This is a genomic window from Chitinophaga sp. CF118, assembly GCF_900112615.1.
Classification (GTDB): Bacteria; Bacteroidota; Bacteroidia; order Chitinophagales; family Chitinophagaceae; genus Chitinophaga.
In genome coordinates this window covers 220,331-243,361 of the sequence record NZ_FOMK01000007.1, presented here as the reverse complement: position 1 = coordinate 243,361, position 23,031 = coordinate 220,331, and the positions used below count along the sequence as shown (strand labels likewise).

General features: G+C 43.1%; 18 protein-coding genes and 1 riboswitch. Of the genes, 13 read left to right on the top strand and 5 right to left on the bottom strand.

Annotated elements, in window-relative coordinates:
• The first annotated feature begins 31 nt into the window (after positions 1-31).
• Positions 32-144: riboswitch (SAM riboswitch) on the top strand.
• Positions 145-306: 162 nt separating this feature from the next.
• The 3 genes from BM176_RS24180 to BM176_RS24170 all read left to right on the top strand — a co-directional run bounded on the left by BM176_RS24180 (position 307) and on the right by BM176_RS24170 (position 4,262).
• On the top strand, positions 307-1,479 hold the full coding sequence (locus tag BM176_RS24180; protein ID WP_090106915.1) for a trans-sulfuration enzyme family protein: 1,173 nt from the start codon (positions 307-309) through the stop codon (positions 1,477-1,479).
• A 213-nt stretch (positions 1,480-1,692) separates the two neighbouring features.
• Positions 1,693-3,015 carry an amidohydrolase family protein gene (locus tag BM176_RS24175; RefSeq protein WP_090106914.1) on the top strand — a complete coding sequence of 441 codons (1,323 nt, stop codon included), beginning with the start codon at positions 1,693-1,695 and terminating at the stop codon, positions 3,013-3,015.
• A 14-nt stretch (positions 3,016-3,029) separates the two neighbouring features.
• Positions 3,030-4,262, top strand: coding sequence for a YdcF family protein (locus BM176_RS24170; RefSeq protein ID WP_090106913.1), 1,233 nt, complete (start codon positions 3,030-3,032; stop codon positions 4,260-4,262).
• 51 nt (positions 4,263-4,313) lie between these two features.
• On the opposite strand, the gene BM176_RS24165 is transcribed toward BM176_RS24170, so the two are convergent.
• Positions 4,314-5,525, bottom strand: a complete 1,212-nt coding sequence (locus tag BM176_RS24165) for a dicarboxylate/amino acid:cation symporter (protein ID WP_090106912.1) — start codon at positions 5,523-5,525, stop codon at positions 4,314-4,316.
• A gap of 85 nt (positions 5,526-5,610) precedes the next feature.
• On the opposite strand from BM176_RS24165, the gene ygiD reads away from it, so the two are divergent.
• Positions 5,611-6,492: a 4,5-DOPA-extradiol-dioxygenase gene (ygiD, locus tag BM176_RS24160; RefSeq protein ID WP_090106911.1), complete on the top strand. Its 882-nt coding sequence runs from the start codon at positions 5,611-5,613 to the stop codon at positions 6,490-6,492.
• A gap of 308 nt (positions 6,493-6,800) precedes the next feature.
• Here ygiD and BM176_RS24155 read toward each other — a convergent pair whose 3' ends face one another.
• Positions 6,801-7,289 (bottom strand): hypothetical protein, encoded by a 489-nt coding sequence (locus tag BM176_RS24155; protein WP_143097904.1) that lies wholly within the window; start codon positions 7,287-7,289, stop codon positions 6,801-6,803.
• A 95-nt stretch (positions 7,290-7,384) separates the two neighbouring features.
• On the opposite strand from BM176_RS24155, the gene BM176_RS24150 reads away from it, so the two are divergent.
• From BM176_RS24150 to araA, 5 genes are all read left to right on the top strand, one after another.
• Positions 7,385-8,038 (top strand): HAD family hydrolase, encoded by a 654-nt coding sequence (locus tag BM176_RS24150; RefSeq protein ID WP_090106909.1) that lies wholly within the window; start codon positions 7,385-7,387, stop codon positions 8,036-8,038.
• 160 nt (positions 8,039-8,198) lie between these two features.
• The gene (locus BM176_RS24145) at positions 8,199-8,903 is read left to right on the top strand and encodes an NUDIX hydrolase (protein WP_090106908.1); all 705 of its coding nucleotides are present in this window, start codon (positions 8,199-8,201) and stop codon (positions 8,901-8,903) included.
• Positions 8,904-9,132: 229 nt separating this feature from the next.
• Positions 9,133-10,773 (top strand): ribulokinase, encoded by a 1,641-nt coding sequence (locus BM176_RS24140; RefSeq protein WP_090106907.1) that lies wholly within the window; start codon positions 9,133-9,135, stop codon positions 10,771-10,773.
• A complete protein-coding gene (locus BM176_RS24135; RefSeq protein WP_090106906.1) occupies positions 10,770-11,465 on the top strand; it encodes an L-ribulose-5-phosphate 4-epimerase in 696 nt (231 codons plus the stop codon). The genes BM176_RS24140 and BM176_RS24135 overlap by 4 nt, the downstream gene beginning before the upstream one ends.
• 23 nt (positions 11,466-11,488) lie before the next feature.
• Positions 11,489-12,994, top strand: coding sequence for an L-arabinose isomerase (gene araA, locus BM176_RS24130; protein ID WP_090106905.1), 1,506 nt, complete (start codon positions 11,489-11,491; stop codon positions 12,992-12,994).
• A 74-nt stretch (positions 12,995-13,068) separates the two neighbouring features.
• Here the strand turns inward: araA and BM176_RS24125 are convergent, their stop codons facing one another.
• From BM176_RS24125 to queG, 3 genes are all read right to left on the bottom strand, one after another.
• Entirely contained in the window at positions 13,069-13,866 is a 798-nt protein-coding gene (locus tag BM176_RS24125; protein WP_090106904.1) for a hypothetical protein, read from the bottom strand.
• A gap of 211 nt (positions 13,867-14,077) precedes the next feature.
• Positions 14,078-14,620, bottom strand: coding sequence for an RBBP9/YdeN family alpha/beta hydrolase (locus BM176_RS24120; protein ID WP_090106903.1), 543 nt, complete (start codon positions 14,618-14,620; stop codon positions 14,078-14,080).
• Between the two features lie 75 nt (positions 14,621-14,695).
• On the bottom strand, positions 14,696-15,622 hold the full coding sequence (gene queG, locus BM176_RS24115) for a tRNA epoxyqueuosine(34) reductase QueG (protein ID WP_090106902.1): 927 nt from the start codon (positions 15,620-15,622) through the stop codon (positions 14,696-14,698).
• Positions 15,623-15,725: 103 nt separating this feature from the next.
• Here queG and BM176_RS24110 point away from each other — a divergent pair, with 103 nt between their 5' ends.
• The 4 genes from BM176_RS24110 to BM176_RS24095 all read left to right on the top strand — a co-directional run bounded on the left by BM176_RS24110 (position 15,726) and on the right by BM176_RS24095 (position 23,016).
• The gene (locus tag BM176_RS24110) at positions 15,726-17,744 is read left to right on the top strand and encodes a DUF3857 domain-containing protein (protein ID WP_090106901.1); all 2,019 of its coding nucleotides are present in this window, start codon (positions 15,726-15,728) and stop codon (positions 17,742-17,744) included.
• Positions 17,745-17,747: 3 nt separating this feature from the next.
• Positions 17,748-19,661 carry a DUF3857 domain-containing transglutaminase family protein gene (locus tag BM176_RS24105; RefSeq protein ID WP_090106900.1) on the top strand — a complete coding sequence of 638 codons (1,914 nt, stop codon included), beginning with the start codon at positions 17,748-17,750 and terminating at the stop codon, positions 19,659-19,661.
• Positions 19,662-19,803: 142 nt separating this feature from the next.
• A complete protein-coding gene (clpB, locus tag BM176_RS24100) occupies positions 19,804-22,410 on the top strand; it encodes an ATP-dependent chaperone ClpB (protein WP_090106899.1) in 2,607 nt (868 codons plus the stop codon).
• 126 nt (positions 22,411-22,536) lie between these two features.
• The gene (locus tag BM176_RS24095; RefSeq protein ID WP_090106944.1) at positions 22,537-23,016 is read left to right on the top strand and encodes a nucleoside deaminase; all 480 of its coding nucleotides are present in this window, start codon (positions 22,537-22,539) and stop codon (positions 23,014-23,016) included.
• Positions 23,017-23,031 lie beyond the last annotated feature (15 nt).

Here is a 23,031-nt window from a genome sequence, read left to right as displayed (position 1 = left end):
CCTGTTTTATATTTGCATCAGTTCTTTAAGATTCTTATCAAGAAAGACGGAGGGAAATGGCCCTGCGAAGTCTTAGCAACCATCCTGTTATAACAAACAGGAAAGGTGCTACATCCACCCGGTAAAAACCGGGAAAGATAAGTCAGTTAGTTTGATCTATATTCTTTACAATATATTGAAACTCACCTGGCTCTCAGGTGAGTTTTTTTGTTTTATAGACAAATCTTCTCTCTGCGCTCTCTCTGATAAGTTGCTTACAGGAACCTGTATAACAACATTCTTCATCAAACTAAAAATCAAAAAGAGATGAGCACAATTACGCAATTAATCCATTCCATTCCTGTTGACGAACAAACAGGTGCTATTGCAGTTCCTATTTATCAGACTTCTACCTTTGTACAGGAAGCACCTGGTGTAAACAAAGGTTATGATTATGCACGTACCAATAACCCTACCCGTGAGATCCTGGAAAAGATAGTGGCACAGCTTGAAGAAGGTGCAACCGGTATTGCTTTTTCTAGTGGGTTGGCAGCCATAGACGCAGTATTAAAACTCCTGAAATCAGGCGATGAAATAGTTGCCGTTGATGATATTTATGGTGGAGCATTCCGGCTGTTCACTAAAGTGTATGAAAAATTCGGGATTAAGGTAACCTATGTGGATACTTCGGATATACAGGCGGTATTTAATGCCATTACACCAGCCACCCGTTTGATATGGCTGGAAACGCCTACCAACCCCACTTTGAAAATATCAGATATTGCTGCTATTGCTAAAGTAGCAAAAGCCAGTAAGTGTTTGTTCTGTGTAGATAATACTTTTGCATCCCCGGTACTACAACAACCGCTGGAACTGGGTGCTGATATAGTTGTGCATAGTGCTACCAAATACCTGGGCGGTCACAGTGATCTGATAGCCGGAGTTGTGGTAACCAAAACAGCAGAACTAGGGGCAGAAATCCGTTTCTATCAGAATGCCTGTGGTGCTATACTGTCGCCGTTCGACAGCTTCCTGCTGATCCGCGGTATTGAAACATTACATCTACGTGTAAGGCAGCATTGCAGCAATGCACAACAGATAGCAGAATATCTTGAAAATCACCCGCTTGTTGACAAAGTATATTATCCCGGCCTTTCATCTCACCCCAATCATTTATTGGCAAAACAGCAGTCAAATGGTTTCGGGGGCATTGTGTCTTTTTCCCTGAAAGATGACACGGAAGAAGCAGCAAAAGCATTTGTGACAAATACCCGCTATTTCAAACTGGCAGAAAGCCTGGGAGGTATTAAAAGCCTGTTGTGTCATCCCGCCAGCATGACCCATAAATCCATTCCTGATGAAAAACGCAGGGCAGCAGGAGTGGCAGACAGCCTGATACGCCTGTCCGTTGGACTAGAAGAACCTGAAGATCTCCTGGAAGATCTTACACAAACATTTAACAAAATACATCAATCCTCACCGGTAGTTTCTGGTTTATAGTTCGTAGTTTGCAAAGGCAAAATTGTTCTGTGAGGAACTGTGTATTTGTAGAAAATGGGCTTCCTGTTTCCAGATATAAATCTGACTTCGTAGAAGTTTTCTGTTAAACTATAAAAAACAGCAGGCTTCTACGGAGTCAGAGTATGTGATATGAGCAGGTAACTACTCACAGAGTTTTAAATTGCTTTATACAGGGACTATAAATTGTTAACTATGCATAAATGGTTATTACTTAGTGTAAGCCTCTCCGTTATCTGTTATCAAACTTACGCACAGGATAAAAAAGCAACTTATTTTAAAGATATTACGCTGATAGATGGCAGTGGTAATGCTGCACAACCTCATGTAAATCTGCTGATCAACGCAGATACTATTGTATCTGTAATAAGCGGTAATCATATCCCGCCCAATGCGAAGGTGATCGACATGTCAGGCAAAACGGTTATGCCATTGCTGATATCCGGTCATGAGCATCTCGGTCTGTTGAAAGGAAACACGTCTACAGCAGATAACTATACCCGTGAAAATGTAATACGTCAGTTAAAACGTTACCTGCACTATGGCGTAGGTACTGTGCTTAGTCTTGGAACGGATCAGCCACTGGTATTTGCCTTGCGTGATTCTTCCGGAAAGGGCCTGATTCCGGGGGCTACAATATTGACGGCCGGTTATGGATTTGGGGTAAAGGGGGGCTCACCACCACCGGCTTTCGGGCAGCATACACTTCGCCCGGAAACGCCGGAACAGGCTATTTCAGATGTAGATAAACTGGCCATACTGCAACCGGATTTTATAAAGATCTGGGTAGACGATGGCGGCGGTTCCATGCCAAAAGTAGCGCAACCTGTATATGAAGCCATCATTAAAGAAGCGCATGAAAAAGGATTAAAAGTTGCTGCACACGTTTACTTCCTCGAAGATGCCCGACAACTGGTAAATGCAGGTATTGATCTGTTGGCACACAGTATTCGCGATAAAGAAGTAGATGCTGCATTGATCACTGCTATGAAAGAGAAGGGTGTTTTTTATATTCCCACACTAGCACTGGATGAATATGGCTTCATCTATGCAGGTCAGCCTGAATGGATAAATGATCCTTTTTTCATACGATCCCTTGAGCCGGGTGTGTGGGATATGATTACAAGTGATGTCTATAAAAAGGAACAACAAGAAGATAAGAACCGTGGGAAAAAAATGCGGGCGTTTATGACTGCCGTAGTAAATCTGCGTAAGCTGGACAGTGCTGGCGTGAAGATAGCCATGGGTACAGATGCCGGAGCATTTCCTGTAAGAGCACAGGGCTTCTCTGAGCACCTGGAACTGCAACTGATGGTAGAAGCGGGGCTTAGTCCGCTGAAAGTAATTTCCTGCGCTACGCTGAACGGTGCTACATTATTGGGCATTGAAAAGCACACCGGCACACTGGTAGCAGGAAAAAAGGCGGATTTTATGATCCTGGATGGAGATCCTTCACAGGATATCAATAATACCCGGCATATCGTTGAAGTATGGAAAAATGGTAAAAAAGCGGAATAAAATTTAAGGCGAAGATGATTAATCTATTTAAAAACTTATTTATTGCATGCCTGCTGATCTTAACAATCTCATCATCACAGGCACAGACTTTCACGGCGAAAGAACAGATACAGATCAGGAAATCTTTTTACCTCCTGTACATATTTGAACGGAAAAGCGAAGTACACAATTTGCTGCTGAAAAATGTGGCATTCAATAGGATAGCTACCAGTCGCCAGGAACGTTTGACAAAAGCCAACAGTCAATGTAAAGATGTATCCTGCCTGGCAACCGCACTATTATGGACGCCTGAAGAGATCCGTGATGCGGGTGTAGAACTACAGCGGCTTACGACAGGAGATAAAAGTTTTCAGGAACTAGTAGAAAGATTAAAAGTAGAGGAGCGTTATCCGGTATATAGCAAAGATGCGGATACGACTTTTATTAGGAAAGCATGGCAGGATGTAACAGCAGGGATCAATCATATTTATCAGGTATATTTGAAGGGGTTACCGCCGCGTTATCCACGCATAGATTCTATTTCTTTCCTGCCATCTGATCCGGCGTTTTTCAAGTTGGTAAAAACCAATCTGAAGCCAGTGATCAACGTGGGGAAAGGTAATGCATTTTACAAACAACCATTGGTAATAGCATTAAAAGCACTAGCGATAAACGGACGTGATGAAGCCACTCGTTATGAACCGCTATATAAGGATAAGAATGCTGCTCCTTTTGCCAAATCAAGAAGGATAAACTGGAATGGTTTCCGTTACAGTGCGATCCTTGTTCCGGGCGCTGGTCCTGGTTCATCGGGAAAAGCTATTGATACGATGGGGGAGTACCGGTGTAAACTGGCAGTAGCCGCCTATAAAAAAGGAATGGCTCCTTTTATAATTGTTTCCGGTGGACATGTACATCCGTATAAAACACCTTTTTGTGAAGCGATAGAAATGAAAAAGTATATCGTGGGCAAATTAGATGTTCCGGATAGTGCAGTGATCATAGAGCCCCATGCGCGTCATACGAGTACCAACATAAGGAATGCAGAAAGATTGATGTATCTGTTTAACATGCCACCAACAAAGCCTGGGTTGATCATCTCTGATCAGTTTCAGTCACTGGCTATTAAAAATATGGGCGTCCGCTTTATCAATGAGTTGGGATATATACCTTATAAGAGCCTGGAAAGGGTGAGTAATACAGAGAATGTATTCATTCTATCATTGAAAGCGTGGCAGCAGGATCCACAGGATCCGCTGGATCCTTAATAACACTTTAATTGACTTTATTATCAGGTCTTGCCCGATAATAAAGTCAATTTATAATTTGGCAGGTTTCCCTATAAATTTCGTCACCAACATAGCAGCTACGGTATCACCGGTAGCATTTAAAATAGTAGCCAGCGGGTCCACCAGCGTACCAATGATCATTACCGCAGGCAGTGCTTCCACTGGAAATCCATATACCGACATTACCAGCAGTTCTCCTATATAACCACCATTAGGAATACCCCCCTCTACAATGCTCACTATTACTGTAATACCCATCGCCAGCAGGATAGTATCTATGCCGCTGAAATCGCGCCCGAACATGGCAAATACAACCCCAATTTTAACAATGGAAGAAATGCTGGAACCATCCTTGTGCAAAGTGCCTCCCAAAGGAATCACCACATTGCCAATATGTGTTGGTATGCCCATTTTATCCGCTGCTTCAAGGTTAGCAGGAATAGTAGCGATACTACTGCAGGAACCCAGGGCGGTGAAGGTTGGTACCAGGTTATATTTCCAATAGGTTTTGATGCCGTTTATACCGCCGGCAATAAACGCATAGACACTGAATATCACGATGAAATAAAAGAAACCAAATCCATAATAGATACGCATAGAGCTGGCATAAGTACCAAACAGTTGCGGACCGAGGGTACCTACCTGGTATGCAAAATAAGCTCCCAGACCCACTGGGGCCAGGTACATAATTACGGTAAGCAACTGCTTCATCACCTCATTACCGGATACCAGGAAATGCCGGAATGATTCACCTGCTTTCCCTGCTTTTAACGTAGCAAAGCCCACCAGGGACGAAAAGATAATGAGGGGGAGCATGTTCTTCCTTGACAACAATTCAAAGAACTCTCCGGTTGTAAGGAGTTTAGTAAGCTGTTCACCCCAACTGCCGGTATTGTCAGGGGCCGCAAAACTACTTATTCCGGTAGTAACTGCTCTTAAGGGGAAGATTTTAATGGTAATGATAGTCAGGAAGGAAGAGACCAATATAGTGCCTAAAAACACAACTCCCATTACCGAGATAATCTTTCCAAGTTTCTGCCCCTGATCTACATTTGCTATGGCTGATGATATAGAAAAGAATACCAGCGGAATCACCGCCGTAAAAAGTAAATTCAGGAATATTTCTCCTATTGGTTTGAGCATCTCCACGCGCGCGCCAAATATCAGTCCCAGTATACTTCCTGCTATGATTCCAAGCAATAACAGGAGTATGCTGCTATAGTTTTTTAATAGTGTCCGCATAGGGCTGTAATATACATGAAAAAGTACACGTGATACCTATATCTGTCCATTTACTTGTTGCACCATATATTTGTATATTTGTATTATGAACAGGAAAGACTTTCTGGCTGCATTAGCCATATTACCTGTAGGAGGAAAATTTATGCAACTACAAGAACTGGGCAATATTACCCGTGATTTTAAAAGTACGGCGACCATGCCTGCCATGTTTATTGGCCATGGAAATCCTATGAACGCGCTGGCAGATAATACATTTACCCGCCGGCTATCAGCTATGGGGAAATCGCTGAAGGAACAACCCCGGGCTATACTGGTAGTATCTGCACACTGGCTTACTAAAGGTACGCACGTCTTGATATCAGCTAAGCCTGTCACTATTCATGATTTTGGGGGCTTCCCGCAGGCATTGCATGATGTGCAGTACCCCGCGCCCGGAGCCCCGGATATGGCCCGTGAAACTGCCGGGTTGATTCAGGGTACAAAGGTGGTAGAGGATGATCAGTGGGGCCTTGACCATGGTACGTGGACAGTATTAAAACATATGTATCCTGAGGCCAATATACCTGTATATCAGCTGAGTATCGATTACAGTAAATCGCCTGAATATCATTTTAATCTGGCACAGGAACTGAAGGCTCTGCGACAGAAGGGGGTATTGATTATGGGCAGTGGTAATATTGTACATAATTTACGCAATATCAGCTTTTCAGAAACTGCTAAGCCGTTCGACTGGGCTGTGGAATTTGATTCGACAGTGAAGTCAAAAATTGAACGGCGCAACTTTGAGGATCTGATACATTACGAGCGATTGGGAGCTGCCGCCAGGATGTCGATTCCTACCAATGATCATTACCTGCCACTGCTATACAGTCTCGGTTTAGCAGAGAAGGATGAGTATATCAATTTTACGTACGAAGAGATCCAGAACGGCAGCATCAGCATGCGTTCTTTACAGATAGGAGAATAACATTTTCCGGATGGTCAGGTGGCTTGAATTCGCCTGACCATTTTTTTACCTTAAAATTTAATTGTAAAATTGACATTTATCATTATCTTGCGATAAGCAGGGTAATCCATGTTCCCTGCAATACCATGAAAAACAGCGCAATAATATTGCGGATTTATCAATGCCATTAATTCCACAAGTATGAATAAAATCATTCTTGCAATAAACATATCATTATAACTTTTTATTTAGCTGCATGCAACTCTTTGGTAATTTTTGCCGCATGTAGTTAATTCAATAACGTGAACTATAACTAGCGGAGGTCGAATTCATTCGACCTTCTTTTTTTTCCGGTGGGGAGGTTGTACTACCGCTACTGTACCAACCACAATATCAATATTTTTGGGTAGTGTGGGCGTATTTAATTGTTGTTTGCCCGTTGTGTCTGTAGAAAGGGGAGCAGGTTCTCCCATAGGATGTTTCGCTATTTTGCCCTGTACATCCATGTTGCAGGATGCTCCGGCAATACCAAATACAATTACAACAATGGCAGCTATCTTTTTAAATACAGACAGATTGGAATAATAGATCCGGTGTATTGTTTCTTCAACAGGTTCATTGAGCTGTTCCTCTTTAAAACGTCCGCATACCTTTTGACTTGCATTGGCTTTTAAATAGGCTGCAATATCTGTAGCCTCCCAACTGGTAAAGTCTATAACTGTTTTACAGCATTGCAGGCAATGGCGCCCCTTGTTTTCCGGTAACATGTTGTTCCAGTCTTCATGACAGGGCTCGGGGATATATAAGTAGGTATTCATGAGTGATGATTTTGGGGTATGATGCCTATATCGCGAAGATTCCATAAATCACTAATATTTCACTTTTTAGAATTAACCTTTTAGCTTTGCGGTCTATGAAAAAGGCATTTATTTTCGATATGAATGGCACTATGATAGATGATATGGAATATCATGTTCATGGTTGGTACAACATCCTGAATGACGACCTGAAGGCTGGGCTGAGCAGAGATGAAGTAAAAAAGGAGATGTATGGTAAGAACCAGGAAGTGCTGGTAAGAATCTTTGGGGAAGGCCGGTTTACTGAGGAAGAAATGGATACCCTGGCCCTGGAAAAAGAGCGTCGCTACCAGGCGGCCTACCGTCCGCATCTGGAATTAATAGCCGGATTGAAAGAATTTTTGGATGATGCACAGCAACAAGGGATAGCATTGGGTATAGGTACTGCAGCCATTCCTTTCAATGTTGATTTTGCACTGGACAACCTTCATGTACGCGATTATTTCCAATCCATTATCACGGCTAATGATGTGGTGACCAGTAAACCGAACCCGGAAGTATTCCTGAAGGCGGCGGCAGAACTGGGTGCTGTTCCTGCTGATTGTATTGTATTTGAAGACGCGCCAAAAGGAGTAGAAGCAGCTGCCAACGCAGGTATGAAGGCCGTAGTTCTCACTACAATGCATACCCGGGAAGAGTTTGCAGTGTATGATAATATCATTGCTTTTATTGCAGATTATACAGCTATCACTCCTGGACAATTATTTTAAGATCAGATTTTAGCTGGCGTATACCGGATATTACCATTTTTGTATATAATTGTTGTGGTGACATTTATTTTTCTATCTTGTGAAGAAATAAACAGTCCGGCTAAAAAGTGACAATATCACCGGGGAGTTTTATATTAGCAGAATTAAACACCAGGAAAATATGACACGTTATTCCCGGCAAACCCGGATGCTGGTAGCTGTAGACTGTATTATTTTCGGTTTTGACGGACAGGATCTTAAGTTATTACTGATAAAGCGAGGCTTTGATCCAGAGAAAGGTAAGTGGAGCCTGATGGGTGGTTTTGTGCAGCCGGAGGAGGCACTGGATGGTGCTGCTGTCCGCACACTAAATAAACTGACAGGGTTGGACGGGGTATACATGGAGCAGTTGGCTGCTTTTGGAACACCTCAGAGAGATCCAATGGAACGTACCTTGTCCGTAGCTTACTTTGCGCTGATAGACATAAACCTTTACAAGCAGCAACTGACAGACGAATATAAGGCAGAATGGTTCTCTCTCAGAGATATACCTAAACTGATCTTTGATCATGCTGATATGGTTCATGAAGCGCAGGCACGGTTACGTTACAAGGCAGCAATCCACCCATTGCTGTTTGAACTACTACCACCTAAATTTACGATCCCGCAGCTTCAGATTCTGTTTGAGGCTGTATATGATGCAGGGTTTGATAAGCGTAATTTCAGCCGTAAGGTATTGTCAACCGGATTGCTGGTAAAACAAAAGGAAAAGGAGAGGGCATCTTCCAAAAGGGGAGCATTCTATTATAAGCTGGATAAAAGAAAATACAGCGCCAAATTCCACGCCTTCCTCAATTTCGTTTCCGACCCGGGCAATTTGAGATAAGTGCAGATCATCGCTGGCTTCTTACCCAAAGTAAGCTACTGATGTCAACATCATATTCTGAATATGGTAAAAAGTGCTATATTTAGGATCGTCCTGTATCCAGGACGTTTTTTTTATCATTATTTATAATTGTCGTTCTGACAATAAAGAGGCAAGTATTTATTAACCACTAAATACCTTTAAGATGATCCCTTCTACCTGGTAGGGAGTCTGAGAAGAGAAGTACGTTATGGAAAATTCATTTGTGATAGGTGTTGACTTTGGCACCGATTCGGTACGTTCGCTGGTAGTGAATGTCAATACCGGCGAAGAAGCTGGCAGTGCTGTTTATTATTATCCCCGTTGGCAAAAGGGGAAGTATTGCGATCCTTCTACACAGCAATACAGACAACATCCTTTGGACTACCTGGAAGGCCTTGAAAACAGTATCCGTGATGCATTGAAACAATGTCCTGCAGGGACTGCAGGTAAAGTAAAAGGCATTTCGGTAGATACTACCGGCTCCACTCCAGGACCAGTAAATGCAGAAGGTACGCCGCTGGCCTTACTCCCGGAATTTGAAAACAATCCCAATGCGATGTTTGTATTGTGGAAAGATCATACCGCTAATGAAGAAGCAGCTCTAATCAATGAAACCGCACATAGTAAGGGTACGGATTATACACAATATTGCGGTGGGATTTATAGCAGCGAATGGTTCTGGGCAAAAATACTGCACGTCATTAAAGAAGATGCACCCGTAAGAGCACAGGCAGCAGCATGGGTAGAACATTGCGACTGGATTCCGGCAGTACTTACCGGCAATAAAAGTTTGAGTACCTTATTACGCAGCCGTTGCGCAGCAGGCCATAAAGCCATGTGGCATGCGTCCTGGAATGGGTTACCTCCAGCCGATTTTTTACAACAACTGCATCCTTTTTTGGCTAAGTATGTTAATATGTACAGCGATACAGTAGACGCTACTGTGCCCGCCGGTATTATCAGCGCTGAATGGGCATCAAAATTGGGACTTCCCGCTGATGTGGTGATTGGAACAGGTGCTTTTGATGCGCATATGGGAGCCGTTGGTGGTGGTATAAAACCTTATTCGCTGTGTAAAGTAATTGGTACAAGCACCTGCGATATTTTGATTGCCCCGATGGAAGAAGCTGGTCACCTGCTGGTAAAAGGTATCTGCGGACAGGTAGATGGTTCTGTAGTGCCCAACATGCTGGGCATGGAAGCAGGGCAATCGGCCTATGGTGATGTATTTGCCTGGTTGCGCCGCCTGATTATGGGTCCTATGTATGCTTTGTTGGATGATGCTGATAAACTGGCAGCCGCCGAAGGAAAACTGCTGGCATATTTGTCGGAACAGGCGCAGCAATTACCTCTTCGTGAGAATGATCCATTGGCGTTGGACTGGTTCAACGGACGTCGTACACCGGATGCAAATCATACCTTGAAAAGCACCGTAACAGGTCTGCATCTGGGGATTGATGCTGCACAGTTATTTAAAGCGCTGGTGGAAGCAACAGCCTTTGGTGCGCAGAGTATAGCCGAACGTTTTGTAAAGGAAGGAGTTCCCATTCATGAAGTGATAGCATTGGGAGGTGTGGCCAAAAAATCAGGATATGCCATGCAGGTACTTGCAGATGTGATGAACCGGCCCATCCGGATTGTGAACAGTGAAAATGCCTGCGCATTGGGTGCTGCTATGTTTGCTGCTGTTGCCGCCGGATTTTATCCTACAATCGATGCAGCACAAGAGGCTATGTCTTCAGGTTTTGAAACTGTTTGGGAGCCAAGGGCTGCAAATGTTCCTTACTATGCAAACCGTTACCGTAAATTCCAGGAACTAGGAGTTTTCACTGAAAAATTTAACGCATGAGTTATCAGTCAATAAAAGAAGAAGCGTATGAAGCCAATATGCAGTTACCTGCACTGGGGCTTGTACTGTTCACTTTTGGAAATGTAAGTGTGGTAGACCGTAAAGCCGGGGTATTTGCGATTAAACCCAGCGGAGTACCCTATAAACTGCTATCGCCTGAAAAAATGGTGATTGTTGATTTCGACGGAGAGGTGGTCGAAGGGGGTTTACGTCCATCTTCAGATACAAAAACCCATGCCGTATTATACAAACACTGGGCACAGATTGGCGGGATTGTACACACACATTCTACTTATGCTACCGCATGGGCACAGGCACAACGTGACATTCCCATATACGGCACCACGCATGCAGATCACCTGACGGTGGATGTACCCTGTGCTGCTCCAATGAGTGATGAGATGATCAGGGGGAATTATGAACATGAAACAGGGTTCCAGATCATGGGTTGTTTACAGGAGCGGAAATTGTCTTACCAGGAGGTAGAAATGATCCTGGTCGGTAATCATGCACCCTTCACCTGGGGGAAAACAGCCGATAAGGCAGTATACAATGCCGCCGTAGTGGAGGAAGTAGCCCGGATGGCTTTCCTGACGGAGAGTATTCATCCTGGAGTATCCCGCCTGAAAGATTCCCTGATACGTAAACATTTTGAACGCAAACACGGTCCTGATTCCTATTATGGCCAGTAGTCACCCGAAAAAAAATCAATAGCATGATACAATTGAAGCAATTCGAAGCCTGGTTTATCACCGGTAGCCAGCATCTTTATGGAGAAGAAACTTTACAGCAGGTGGATGCACATTCAGCAGCTATAGCCAAATGGCTGGATGCATCGCCGGATATTCCTGTGCGCATCGTATTCAAGCCAGTTGTTAAAACACCGGACGAGATCTATCGCATTTGTCAGGAGGCTAATAATGCTCCTAATTGCATAGGGATCATTGCATGGATGCATACTTTTTCTCCTGCTAAAATGTGGATCGGCGGACTGAAAATATTACAACGTCCGTTACTCCATTTACATACGCAGTTTAATCGCGATATTCCATGGGGTGAAATCGATATGGACTTCATGAATCTGAATCAGTCTGCCCATGGCGATCGGGAATTTGGTTTTATGATGTCGCGTATGCGCATGAACCGTAAAGTAGTAGCTGGTCACTGGCAGGATCCTGAAGTAGTGAGTGAGCTGAATATGTGGCTGCGTGCCGCCGCTGGCTGGTACGATTGGCAAGGTGGCAAGTTTGCCCGCTTTGGAGATAATATGCGGCAGGTGGCTGTTACCGAAGGTGATAAAGTAGAAGCTGAATTACAGTTCGGTTATTCAGTAAACGGGTACGGCGTAGGAGATTTAGTGAAGTATGTAAAAGAGGTGAGTGATGCTTCTATCAGTACGCTGGTTCAGGAATATGAACAAAGTTATAACCTGGCAGCATCCCTGCGTAAAGGAGCAGCACAACATGCTTCACTGAAGGAAGCGGCCCGTATTGAACTGGGATTACGTGCATTTCTGGAAGCCGGGAATTTTAAAGGGTTCACAGATACTTTTGAAGATCTTCACGGGCTGGAACAGTTACCGGGTATAGCTGTACAACGTCTCATGGCAGATGGTTACGGCTTTGGAGGAGAGGGCGACTGGAAAACAGCCGCACTTGTACGGGCTATGAAAGTGATGGGCAGCGGTTTACCGGGAGGCAACTCATTCATGGAAGACTACACCTATCATTTTGATCCGAAGAATCGTATGGTACTTGGAGCGCATATGCTGGAGATCTGTTCTTCCATTGCAGAAGGGAAACCTTCATGCGAGATTCATCCTTTAGGAATCGGCGGTAAGGCGGATCCTGTGAGACTGGTATTTAATGTAGGTGCAGGTCCGGCTATTAATGCCTCTGTGATCGATATGGGAAACCGTTTCCGTTTGCTGGTGAATGAAGTGGAAGCTGTGAAACCGGAACATGAACTGCCTAAGTTACCTGTGGCCCGTGTGTTATGGAAACCATTGCCGGATATGAAAACAGGCTGTGCAGCATGGATTCAGGCAGGAGGAGCACATCATACATGTTATAGTCAGAATCTTTCTGCTGCACATATGCAGGATTTTGCCGATATGGCAGGAATTGAGTATGTACGCATAGCAAAGGATACGGAAATGTATCAGTTCCGGAATGAGTTGCGTTGGAATGAAGCGTTTTATTTGTTGAAAGGATTGAAGTAGTCAATATCGTTTATAACATAAGAGGTTGTATTCTTTTGATACAACCTCTTGTGTTTCCGGAGAACTTAATTTAATCATTTACAACTGTATCGGATCACTACAAAATTTAGCGGAATTGTTGCAAAAGATCCATAAAACGGATCTCCCAAATAAGCATTTTGTGGTAGGCCGTATTTATTATAATTAGATGGCTCCACACTTAGTGAATTATTCATACTGTAATCCCTATTCAGGAATTGCCAGATAGGGTGGAGAAGCCGGAAATTTACCTTATCATCGAAACGAAAGTAACGAGTGATGGTATCCATGCCGGACTTAGTAAACAGCTTAGCAAGGTTGCCCTCCTGATTATATGTGTATGTCCGGGTTGTTATGGTGCTTGCCTTTCCGTAGGTGTCTGTTGACTCAATCATCCTGTCTTTCCAATCGTATTTATAAGTTGAGATATTGTTGACTCTTAATATGCCATCATGATCCGGAAGAGGACCACCTGGGCCAATAAGACCAAATCCATAAGTGGAGTCTACTATGATTCTGTTCTTACCATCATAAACGTAACGGTGCCAGATCTCAAAATAGGGATTAGGACTGGTATAAACGCCATAAAAATCAGTCATCCTGCCTTTTTTGTCATACCGGAATAAGAAATTAGGACGGCCCGTACCAACATTAGCTCTCGTGATACTAACAGGATTGCCTTTAATATTATAGACTATAGCCAAAGAATCTTCGTCAAATATACCTTGTCTTACCTGGATGATCTGGCAGCAGGGAATGCCTGGGGAATGATCGTGATATTTGTTACAGGCTTGTAATAGCAGGCTAGCAATACATGTCAATGCGCATGATGCAATCAATGAATGAGGCTTCATAAAAAGATTTTAGGGGATGAACAATTATTATCTATAAGTGGTGTATCGGTAGGTAGGAAATTCTCCGGAAATGATTGTTTGGGAACGTGGAATTATATGCAGATAAAGATAATCGAGAAATATGAAAAATAAAAATCAAAAGCAGGCATAACTGCGGACTGATAGATAATCCGCAGTATTAATATGATAAAGCCCGCTTTTTAATAAAAAGTTATAAAGTATGCCAGTTTCTCACCAGTTCATCCACCAGTGATTGTCCTGCTGACCATTCTCCAAGATTAGATTCTGCATTAATATGTCCTTTATCACCTGCGTTTACAAAGCGGCTACCCCATGCATTTGCAAAAGTAACAGCCCGTTGCTGGCTGGCAAATTCATCATTTGTACTGGAAACAACTATGCTTTTAAAAGGTAATGGAGCGAGAGGAATAGGAGCGAAGCCGGTTGCTTCTTTCGGGAAGGCTTGTCTTTCTGTATCAGCAGGAGCGACTAATAATGCACCTCTTATACGGAGTTTTGTTTGCTGTGCCCAGTGTGCGAGCGCAATGCAGCCCAAACTATGGGCTACGATCACTACATCGGGTCCGGCTTCGGCGACTGCTGTTTCGATCGTATGAACCCATTCGCTCATCACGGGTTCATCCCAGTTTTGCTGCTCGATACGTTTGTAACCTGGCTTTTTTTCCCATACACTTTGCCAGTGTTGCGGCCCGGAACCATATAGGCCGGGAGCGGTCAGAACATTAATTTGCATAAAAGAAAAACTTTAAAAACGTTCACTGTAAGAGGTAGTTGGCATTTCTACAATTTACGCAAAAAGAATAAAAAATTAAATGCCCCTTAAGTGTAAATTTCTGCGGATCCCTTCATATTTGGATCGCTTTAGAGGAGAGTGCCGGAAAATCTTTTTAAATTCTTCTTCAGTTAATTCTTCCCAGTCTTTCGTACTGAAATTGAGAATAGCAGGAATGGGAGTGAACTCTGCCGTTTTATTTGGTTTGGAAAACCTGTTCCACGGACAAACATCCTGGCATACATCACATCCGAACATCCAGTTATCAAAACGATTCTGCATGTTTTCCGGTATCAGCATTTCCTTTAGTTCAATGGTAAAATAGGAAATACATTTACTTCCATCTACCACGCCGGGAGCTACAATTGCTTCAGTTGGGCAGGCATCAAGGCAACGGGTACAAGTGCCGCAGTAATCACCTACAGGACTATCATACTCAAGAGCAAGGTCTGTAATAAGTGTGGCGATAAAGAAAAATGAGCCGGATTGTTTATGAATAAGGTTCCCGTTTTTGCCTAGCCATCCTAGTCCGCTGCGTTGGGCCCAGCTTCTTTCCAATACCGGTGCAGAGTCTACAAAACCACGTCCGTTCACTTCACCGAAAGTTTCCTGCATCCTGGTTAATAACACCTTTAATTTGGCTTTGATTACTTCATGATAATCCTGTCCGTATGCATATTTAGATATTTTTGGGGCATCCGGATGTTGTTGCACTTCCGGGTAATAATTTAATAAGAGTGTGATCACGGATTGGGCGTTATCCACTAGTTTGCGGGGATCAATGCGCTTGTCAAAGTTGTGCTCCATGTATTGCATGGAGCCATGCATTCCCTTCTTTAACCATGATTCCAGTCTCCTGGCATCATCATCCAGCTGTACGGCACGGGCAATACCACATTGGTCGAATCCCAGATCAGCAGCCTGTTTTTTTATAAAAGCCGTATAATTTGCTGTTACATTCATGTAATATGCAAGTTACACAAAATAGAAGATTGTGATGATTTTACATGGATTCTGACTTTTTCCATATCTTCATATTCTTTAAAAATATTCCTATTATACCTTTATGCAAGTTAAATCTGTTGTATTCCCCATACACCTTATTGTTGGGTGTCTGTTTGCATTTACCTCTTATTCCCAGGACAAGAATAAGAACCGATTTGGGAAAGTAGAACCCAAAGATTTTGAAAAAACAACATTCGAATTGGATACGAGTGCACATGCTGTGATTCTTGCGGATGTTGGTACCTCCGAATTTGAAATGGCGCGGGATCATTTTGAGATCCGTTTTAAACGCACCCGCCGTGTGAAGATTGTAGATGACAATGGCTATGATGCTGCCAAGGTAGAAATCCCATTGATAAAATCGGGACAGTCTGAAGAGCGACTGTTAAGTTTGAAAGCCGTTTCCTACAACCTGGAAAACGGAAAGGTGGTTGAAACTAAAATGGATAGTAAAAGTGTGTTCACTGACGAGCTGGTAAAGAACTATATTGAAAAGAAATTTACACTTCCAGCGGTAAAAGCGGGTACCATTATAGAATATACATATTCGGTTTCTTCTCCCTTTGTTTTTAATCTGCAACCCTGGGTTTTCCAGGATGAATATCCTTGCCTGTGGAGTGAATATTCCGTAACAATTCCAGAGTATTACGATTTTGTCTTTCTGCGTCAGGGATATCAGTCGTTTGTAATAAACGGAGAAAGGTCTAGTGATAGAAGATCCTATGAAATGAGTTATGAATTAGATGGTGGTGCCAGCCGTACACAACATGCTACTTATACTACCAATGTAGCTACCACCCATTGGGCAACCAGAGATGTACCGGCATTGAAAGAAGAAAATTATACTACTACGCTGTATAATCATATCTCAAAAATAGAATTCCAGCTCGCATCGATAAAATATCCCGATTCGCCAATAAAGCCTGTTATGAGTACATGGCCCAAATTATATGAAGACCTTAATAAGAAAGAGGATTTCGGAGCTTCGCTGGACAAGAACAATGGTTACCTAAGTGATGTGGTAGACGAACTTACTGCAGGTCTTAGTTCCGATACGGCAAAGGCGAGACGGATTTACAATTATGTAAGGCAGAATTTTTCATGCACTATACATTCCGGCCTTTATCTTACAAAATCTCTTAAAACTGTATTCACCTCTCATAACGGAAATGAAACAGACCTGAACCTGTTACTGGTAGCAATGTTACGCAGGGCAAAACTGGATGCCAATCCTGTTATATTAAGTACGCGGCAGCATGGTTTGACCTATGAAATGTATCCAATTATTAACAGGTTCAATTATACAATTGCCAGTGTGAATTCGACTACAGGCACTTATTTTATGGATGCTTCTCTTCCTTATCTTGGTTTCGGGCGACTGGATAGCCGTTGTTATAACGGACATGCACGTATCCTATCTCCTGAAATTCCTGCTATCAGGTTTGATGCAGATTCCCTGCAGGAAAAGAAAACCACCTACATAATGCTGATGGGTGAAAATGGTGTGATCAAAGGACATTTTGAGCAAAGACCTACGTATATGGAATCCTGCGATCTGCGTGAAACAGTAAAGACCAAAGGGAAGGAAGAGTTTTTTAAGCCTGTTACCAAGAGCTTTGCTATGGAGGCGACTGTCAGTAACACTGTAATAGAAGATCTTGATGATTACGAGATTCCTGTGAAAGTAAGTTATGATTTTGAAATGAAGCCAGAGGCAGACGGGATGCTGTACATTAACCCTATGTTCTCGGAAGCTACACTCAATAATCCTTTTAAGTCGCAGGAACGTTTCTATCCCGTAGAAATGCCTTATGTAATTGACGAATTATATACCTTGAATATGACCATACCAGAAGGGTTTGAAGTAGAGGAACTACCTAAACCGGCTATTGTGCAATTAAATGAAACTGATGGTGTTTTTCAGTACCTCATCCAGAGGAACGAGAACCAGATTCAGTTTCGCTCCAGGATCAAACTAGCCAGAGCCACTTTTAACCCCGATGAATACAATTTACTACGGGATTTTTATGATATGATTGTGAAGAAACAGGCAGAACAAATCGTACTGAAAAAAAAGTAAATAATGGATCACTTTAAGAAGATAATCTCGTACTGTATTACTTGTTTGTTTTTTCTGCAATCTGCTTTTGCCGGAGATCCTGATTATAATGTTAGTGTCATTCCTGCTGCTTTAAAAGAGAAAGCGCATGTAGTGAAGCGTATGGAAGAAATGCAGGTAAACATAACAGGTTCCGGAGATGTAATTACTACGCACAGGTATGCGATCACTGTATTTGATGCCAGCGGCGATAACGATGCGCGAATGGTGGCAGTATATGATAAGTTCACAGACATCCGCTCTATCAGGGGGGCATTATATGATGCAACGGGGAAGCAATTGAAGCGACTGAAACAAAGCGATATAGAAGATATGAGTGCAGTAGATCAAGGCTCCCTAATGACAGATGCCCGAATGAAAGTGCATACTTTTTATCATACCGAATATCCTCATACTATTGAATATGAAGTAGAGCAAAAAAAACGGCAAACATTTTCTTTACCCCGCTGGATACCACAAATTAATGAAAAGTACGCAGTAGAAAACAGTAAACTGGTTGTAAATGCTCCACTTGATTTCACACTCCGCTATCGCAATTTCAATTATAAGGGAGAACCTGTTATCACTACAGATAAAGATACACGTACCTATACCTGGGAAGTGAAAAGTGTTCCTGCATTACCAGATGAATCATATGCCGATGAGTGGTATAAACGCACTACGGCAGTATTTCTGGCTCCTTCCAGCTTTGAGATTCAGCAATATAAGGGCACTATGAATACCTGGGAGGAACTAAGCCGTTTTATATATGGACTTAACAAAGGAAGGGATCAGTTGCCCGATGCAATAAAGCAAACGGTACACCAACTTACGGATGGTCTTAGCCGGGATGAAAAGATTTCCAAACTCTATCGCTATTTACAACAGCATACACGTTATATCAGTGTACAGTTAGGAATAGGGGGGATGCAAACCTTTGATGCAAATTATGTAGCCAGCAATGGATATGGCGATTGTAAAGCTTTATCAAACTATATGTGTGCAATGTTGAAGGAGGCTGGTATCCCGGCTTTTTGCGTACTGGTTCATGCCGGGGATTACAGTATTACCCTGGTTGAGGATTTTCCATCAAATCAATTTAACCATGCTATTGCATGTGTACCGGGCGCAAAGGATACTACCTGGCTGGAATGCACCAGCAGTATTCTGCCTGCTGGTTATCTCAGCGGTTTTACCGCCAACAGGCCGGTACTGATTATTAGTGAAACTGGCAGTAAGCTGGTATATACACCCGCTTATAAGATGGAACAAAATCTACAGTTGAGACATGTCTCTGCCACTGTAAGTGAAAATGGAGATATGTTGCTAAAAGCCAGTACACATTATACGGGATTGCAACAGGATGATCTGCTGGAAATGCTGCATGCATTATCAAGAGAAAAATTACTGGAGAGGAAGAAACGAAGTTATTCATTTCCCAGTTACGATTTAAATAAATATGAATGTAAAGAACTGGCAGAACGACTACCTGCCATAGATGAAGAGCTAGAACTCACCACCCGTAATTATGCATCCATTTCCGGAAAGCGGATGTTCATAGCTCCGAACCTGCTTAACAAATCAATATCCCGCTCCGAATCAGAAGCGCCACGGCAGTCCGAGATCTGTTTGAAATCTTCATTCCGGGATATAGATACGGTGTTGATTACTGTACCTGCCGGCTACACGCCGGAATCAGTTCCGCAACCCGTTAGCCTGCAAAGTGCTTTTGGAACTTATTCCACGCGAACAACGATGAATGGAACAGTCATTACCTATATCCGTACCATTGAATATAGGGGAGGCACATACCCTGCCGCTTCGTTTCCGGAACTGGAATCATTTCATAATGCTATCTATAAAGCGGACAGGGCAAAAATGGTATTGGTAAAGAATTAACCTGAAAATATAGCAGAGACCTTTCACAAAACCTGTTAAAAGAGCAGTCCGCCATTGTATTTTCTGCCAAATTTGCTCTAACGATAAGTTGGAGCAGGTTTTGTTACTCTCTTCGCGTATGTGAAGCAAAACCATAAAAGGTATGAATCTTAATAATTTCACCATTAAATCGCAGGAGATCCTGCAACAGGCGCAGCAACTGGCTTTTAACAGTCAGCATCAGGCTATCGAAACCGGGCACTTACTCAAAGCCTTACTGGAAGACCAGGATAGCTCTATTGATTATCTGCTCAAAAAGAATAATGTAAACGTTAATTTCCTGTCTTCAAGACTGGACGAACAAATAGGCAAATATGCCCGTGTTAGTGGAGAGGGAGGACAGGTACTGAGCCGCGATGCCAATACAGCTATGCTGAGGGCAGGTGCCAGTATAAAAGAATTTAAAGACGAATTTGTAAGTGTAGAGCATCTGCTTTTAGGCTTGCTGGGAGGTAGCGATGATACTGCCAAACTCCTGAAAGATGCAGGAGTTACGGAAAAGGGACTCAAAGCCGCCATTAAGGAATTACGCAAAGGCAGCACTGTCAACTCCCAGACAGCAGAGAACCAATACAATTCATTACAGAAATATGCGAAGAATCTCAACGACCTGGCTCGTGAGGGCAAGCTGGACCCGGTAATTGGTCGCGACGAAGAGATCCGCAGAACATTGCATATCCTTTCCCGCCGTTCCAAGAACAACCCTATCCTGGTGGGAGAACCCGGTGTAGGTAAAACAGCCATCGTGGAAGGGCTGGCACATCGTATTATCAATGGTGATGTACCTGAAAATCTACGTTCCAAGATTATCTATGCCCTCGATATGGGCTCGCTGATGGCAGGTGCCAAATACCGTGGAGAGTTCGAAGAAAGACTGAAAGCAGTAATTAAAGAAGTAACTGAAAGTGACGGGCAAATCATCATGTTCATTGATGAAATCCACACACTGATTGGTGCCGGTGCCATGGAAGGTGCAATGGATGCCGCAAATATATTAAAACCGGCACTGGCACGTGGAGAATTAAGGGCTATCGGTGCTACTACCCTGAACGAATACCAGAAATACTTTGAGAAAGATAAAGCGCTGGAACGCCGTTTCCAGAAGGTGATGGTAGATGAACCCAGTGTGGAAGATGCTATCTCGATTCTCCGCGGACTGAAAGAACGGTACGAGAGTCATCATCACGTGCTGATCAAAGACGAAGCGATCATTGCAGCTGTAGAATTATCACACCGTTACATCACAGACCGCTTCCTTCCGGATAAAGCGATAGACCTGATAGATGAAAGTGCTGCCAAGCTTCGCCTGGAAATGAATTCCATGCCGGAAGAACTTGATGAACTGGAACGCAGGATCCGTCAGCTGGAAATTGAAAGGGAAGCGATCAAGCGGGAGAATGACGAAACAAAACTGCGCGAACTGAATGAAGAAATAGCCAAGCTGGGTGAACAACGTAATACCTTTAAAGCAAAATGGCAGGCAGAAAAAGAGATTGTAGATAAAGTGCAGAATGCAAAGGCATCTATAGAAAATCTCAAACAGGAAGCTGAGCAGGCTGAGCGTAACGGTGATTACGGCAGAGTAGCAGAAATACGCTATGGTAAGGTAAAAGAACAGGAAGAACTGGTATCAAAATATTCGGCAGAACTAAATGATATTTCAACAGATCATAAACGTTTGTTAAAAGAAGAAGTAGATGCCGAAGATATAGCTGAGAATGTAGCGAAAGCAACAGGCATTCCGGTGCACCGTATGATGCAGAGCGAAAGGGATAAACTGTTAAGGCTGGAAGATGAATTGCATAAGCGTGTAGTAGGGCAGGAAGAAGCCATTATAGCAGTATCTGATGCTATCCGCCGTAGCCGTGCAGGACTTCAGGATCCTAAAAAGCCGATTGGCTCATTTATCTTCCTGGGTACGACCGGTGTAGGTAAAACGGAGCTGGCGAAAGCACTGGCAGAATACCTGTTTGACGATGATTCGATGATGACGCGGATAGATATGAGTGAATACCAGGAAAAACATTCGGTAAGCCGCCTGGTAGGTGCACCTCCGGGATATGTGGGATATGATGAAGGTGGACAACTGACAGAAGCGGTAAGACGTAAACCTTACTCTGTTGTATTACTTGATGAAATAGAAAAAGCGCATCCGGATGTATTCAATATTCTGCTGCAGGTATTGGATGACGGCCGCCTCACGGATAACAAAGGCCGTGTAGTGAACTTTAAGAACACCATCATCATCATGACCAGTAACATGGGTAGCCAGATTATCCAGGATAACTTTGAAAAGATAAATGAAGAGAACAGGGAAACGATTGTGGATGCAACCAAGGCAGAAGTGATGGATTTGTTAAGAAAAACGATCAGACCGGAGTTCTTAAACCGTGTGGATGAAGTTATTATGTTCCAGCCATTATTGCGTGACGAGATTAAGGGAATCATCAATATCCAGTTGCAGCAGCTTAAAAATCTGCTCGCACAAAATGGCATAATTTTGGAATTCTCAGACTATGCATTAGAGTACCTGGCAATCCAGGGATATGATCCGCAATTTGGTGCAAGGCCTCTGAAACGCCTTATCCAGAAAGAGATTGTAAACTTGTTGAGTAAAAAGATCCTGGCAGGTGATATTGATAAATCGAAACCAGTATTGATAGATGTGTTTGACGGAGTAGTGGTAGTTCGGAATAATCATACTGTATAATGCATCAGAAAAAGTTTTAAATACGACGATATACAGTTACAGAATACCCGGGCAATTCTTTGTCCGGGTTTTTTAATGTATGATGCTGTCGCATCTTATTTTCTTACATTTGAAATAAAAAACCATATGGCTGGCGAAAGAGAACATCACTTTATGCAGATAGCAGTGGAATTGTCACGTAAAGGCATGGAAAATGGGGATGGCGGACCTTTTGGCGCTATTGTAGTACGTGGAGATGAAATAGTAGGCAGAGGCTGGAACCAGGTGCTGAGCAACAATGATCCTACCGCCCATGCAGAAGTGATGGCTATCAGGGAGGCCTGTACTCATTTAGGTACTTTTCAGCTGCATGATTGCGAAATATACACTTCCTGTGAACCCTGCCCAATGTGCCTGGGGGCTATATATTGGGCCAGGCCGCAACGGATCTATTTTGCTAATACAAAAGATGACGCCGCGGCTATTGATTTCGATGATTCATTCATCTACCAGGAAATCCAGCAGCCCCATTCCGAAAAGAAAATCCCCTTTATTCAGTTAACTGTTCAGGAAGCCGGTAAGGTGTTTAAGGACTGGCAGGAAAAGGGGGATAGAACATTATATTAAAACGGAGAGAGCCGC

Bases quoted from the DNA above. Each gene is read 5' to 3' on its own strand.
- BM176_RS24110 (WP_090106901.1), top strand. From the start codon at position 15,726: ATGCAAGTTAAATCTGTTGTATTCCCCATACACCTTATTGTTGGGTGT.
- queG (WP_090106902.1), bottom strand. From the start codon at position 15,622: ATGAATGTAACAGCAAATTATACGGCTTTTATAAAAAAACAGGCTGCT.
- BM176_RS24180 (WP_090106915.1), top strand. From the start codon at position 307: ATGAGCACAATTACGCAATTAATCCATTCCATTCCTGTTGACGAACAA.
- BM176_RS24155 (WP_143097904.1), bottom strand. From the start codon at position 7,289: ATGAATACCTACTTATATATCCCCGAGCCCTGTCATGAAGACTGGAAC.
- BM176_RS24135 (WP_090106906.1), top strand. From the start codon at position 10,770: ATGAGTTATCAGTCAATAAAAGAAGAAGCGTATGAAGCCAATATGCAG.
- araA (WP_090106905.1), top strand. From the start codon at position 11,489: ATGATACAATTGAAGCAATTCGAAGCCTGGTTTATCACCGGTAGCCAG.
- BM176_RS24165 (WP_090106912.1), bottom strand. From the start codon at position 5,525: ATGCGGACACTATTAAAAAACTATAGCAGCATACTCCTGTTATTGCTT.
- ygiD (WP_090106911.1), top strand. From the start codon at position 5,611: ATGAACAGGAAAGACTTTCTGGCTGCATTAGCCATATTACCTGTAGGA.
- clpB (WP_090106899.1), top strand. From the start codon at position 19,804: ATGAATCTTAATAATTTCACCATTAAATCGCAGGAGATCCTGCAACAG.
- BM176_RS24140 (WP_090106907.1), top strand. From the start codon at position 9,133: ATGGAAAATTCATTTGTGATAGGTGTTGACTTTGGCACCGATTCGGTA.
- BM176_RS24120 (WP_090106903.1), bottom strand. From the start codon at position 14,620: ATGCAAATTAATGTTCTGACCGCTCCCGGCCTATATGGTTCCGGGCCG.
- BM176_RS24150 (WP_090106909.1), top strand. From the start codon at position 7,385: ATGAAAAAGGCATTTATTTTCGATATGAATGGCACTATGATAGATGAT.
- BM176_RS24175 (WP_090106914.1), top strand. From the start codon at position 1,693: ATGCATAAATGGTTATTACTTAGTGTAAGCCTCTCCGTTATCTGTTAT.
- BM176_RS24170 (WP_090106913.1), top strand. From the start codon at position 3,030: ATGATTAATCTATTTAAAAACTTATTTATTGCATGCCTGCTGATCTTA.
- BM176_RS24095 (WP_090106944.1), top strand. From the start codon at position 22,537: ATGGCTGGCGAAAGAGAACATCACTTTATGCAGATAGCAGTGGAATTG.
- BM176_RS24125 (WP_090106904.1), bottom strand. From the start codon at position 13,866: ATGAAGCCTCATTCATTGATTGCATCATGCGCATTGACATGTATTGCT.
- BM176_RS24105 (WP_090106900.1), top strand. From the start codon at position 17,748: ATGGATCACTTTAAGAAGATAATCTCGTACTGTATTACTTGTTTGTTT.
- BM176_RS24145 (WP_090106908.1), top strand. From the start codon at position 8,199: ATGACACGTTATTCCCGGCAAACCCGGATGCTGGTAGCTGTAGACTGT.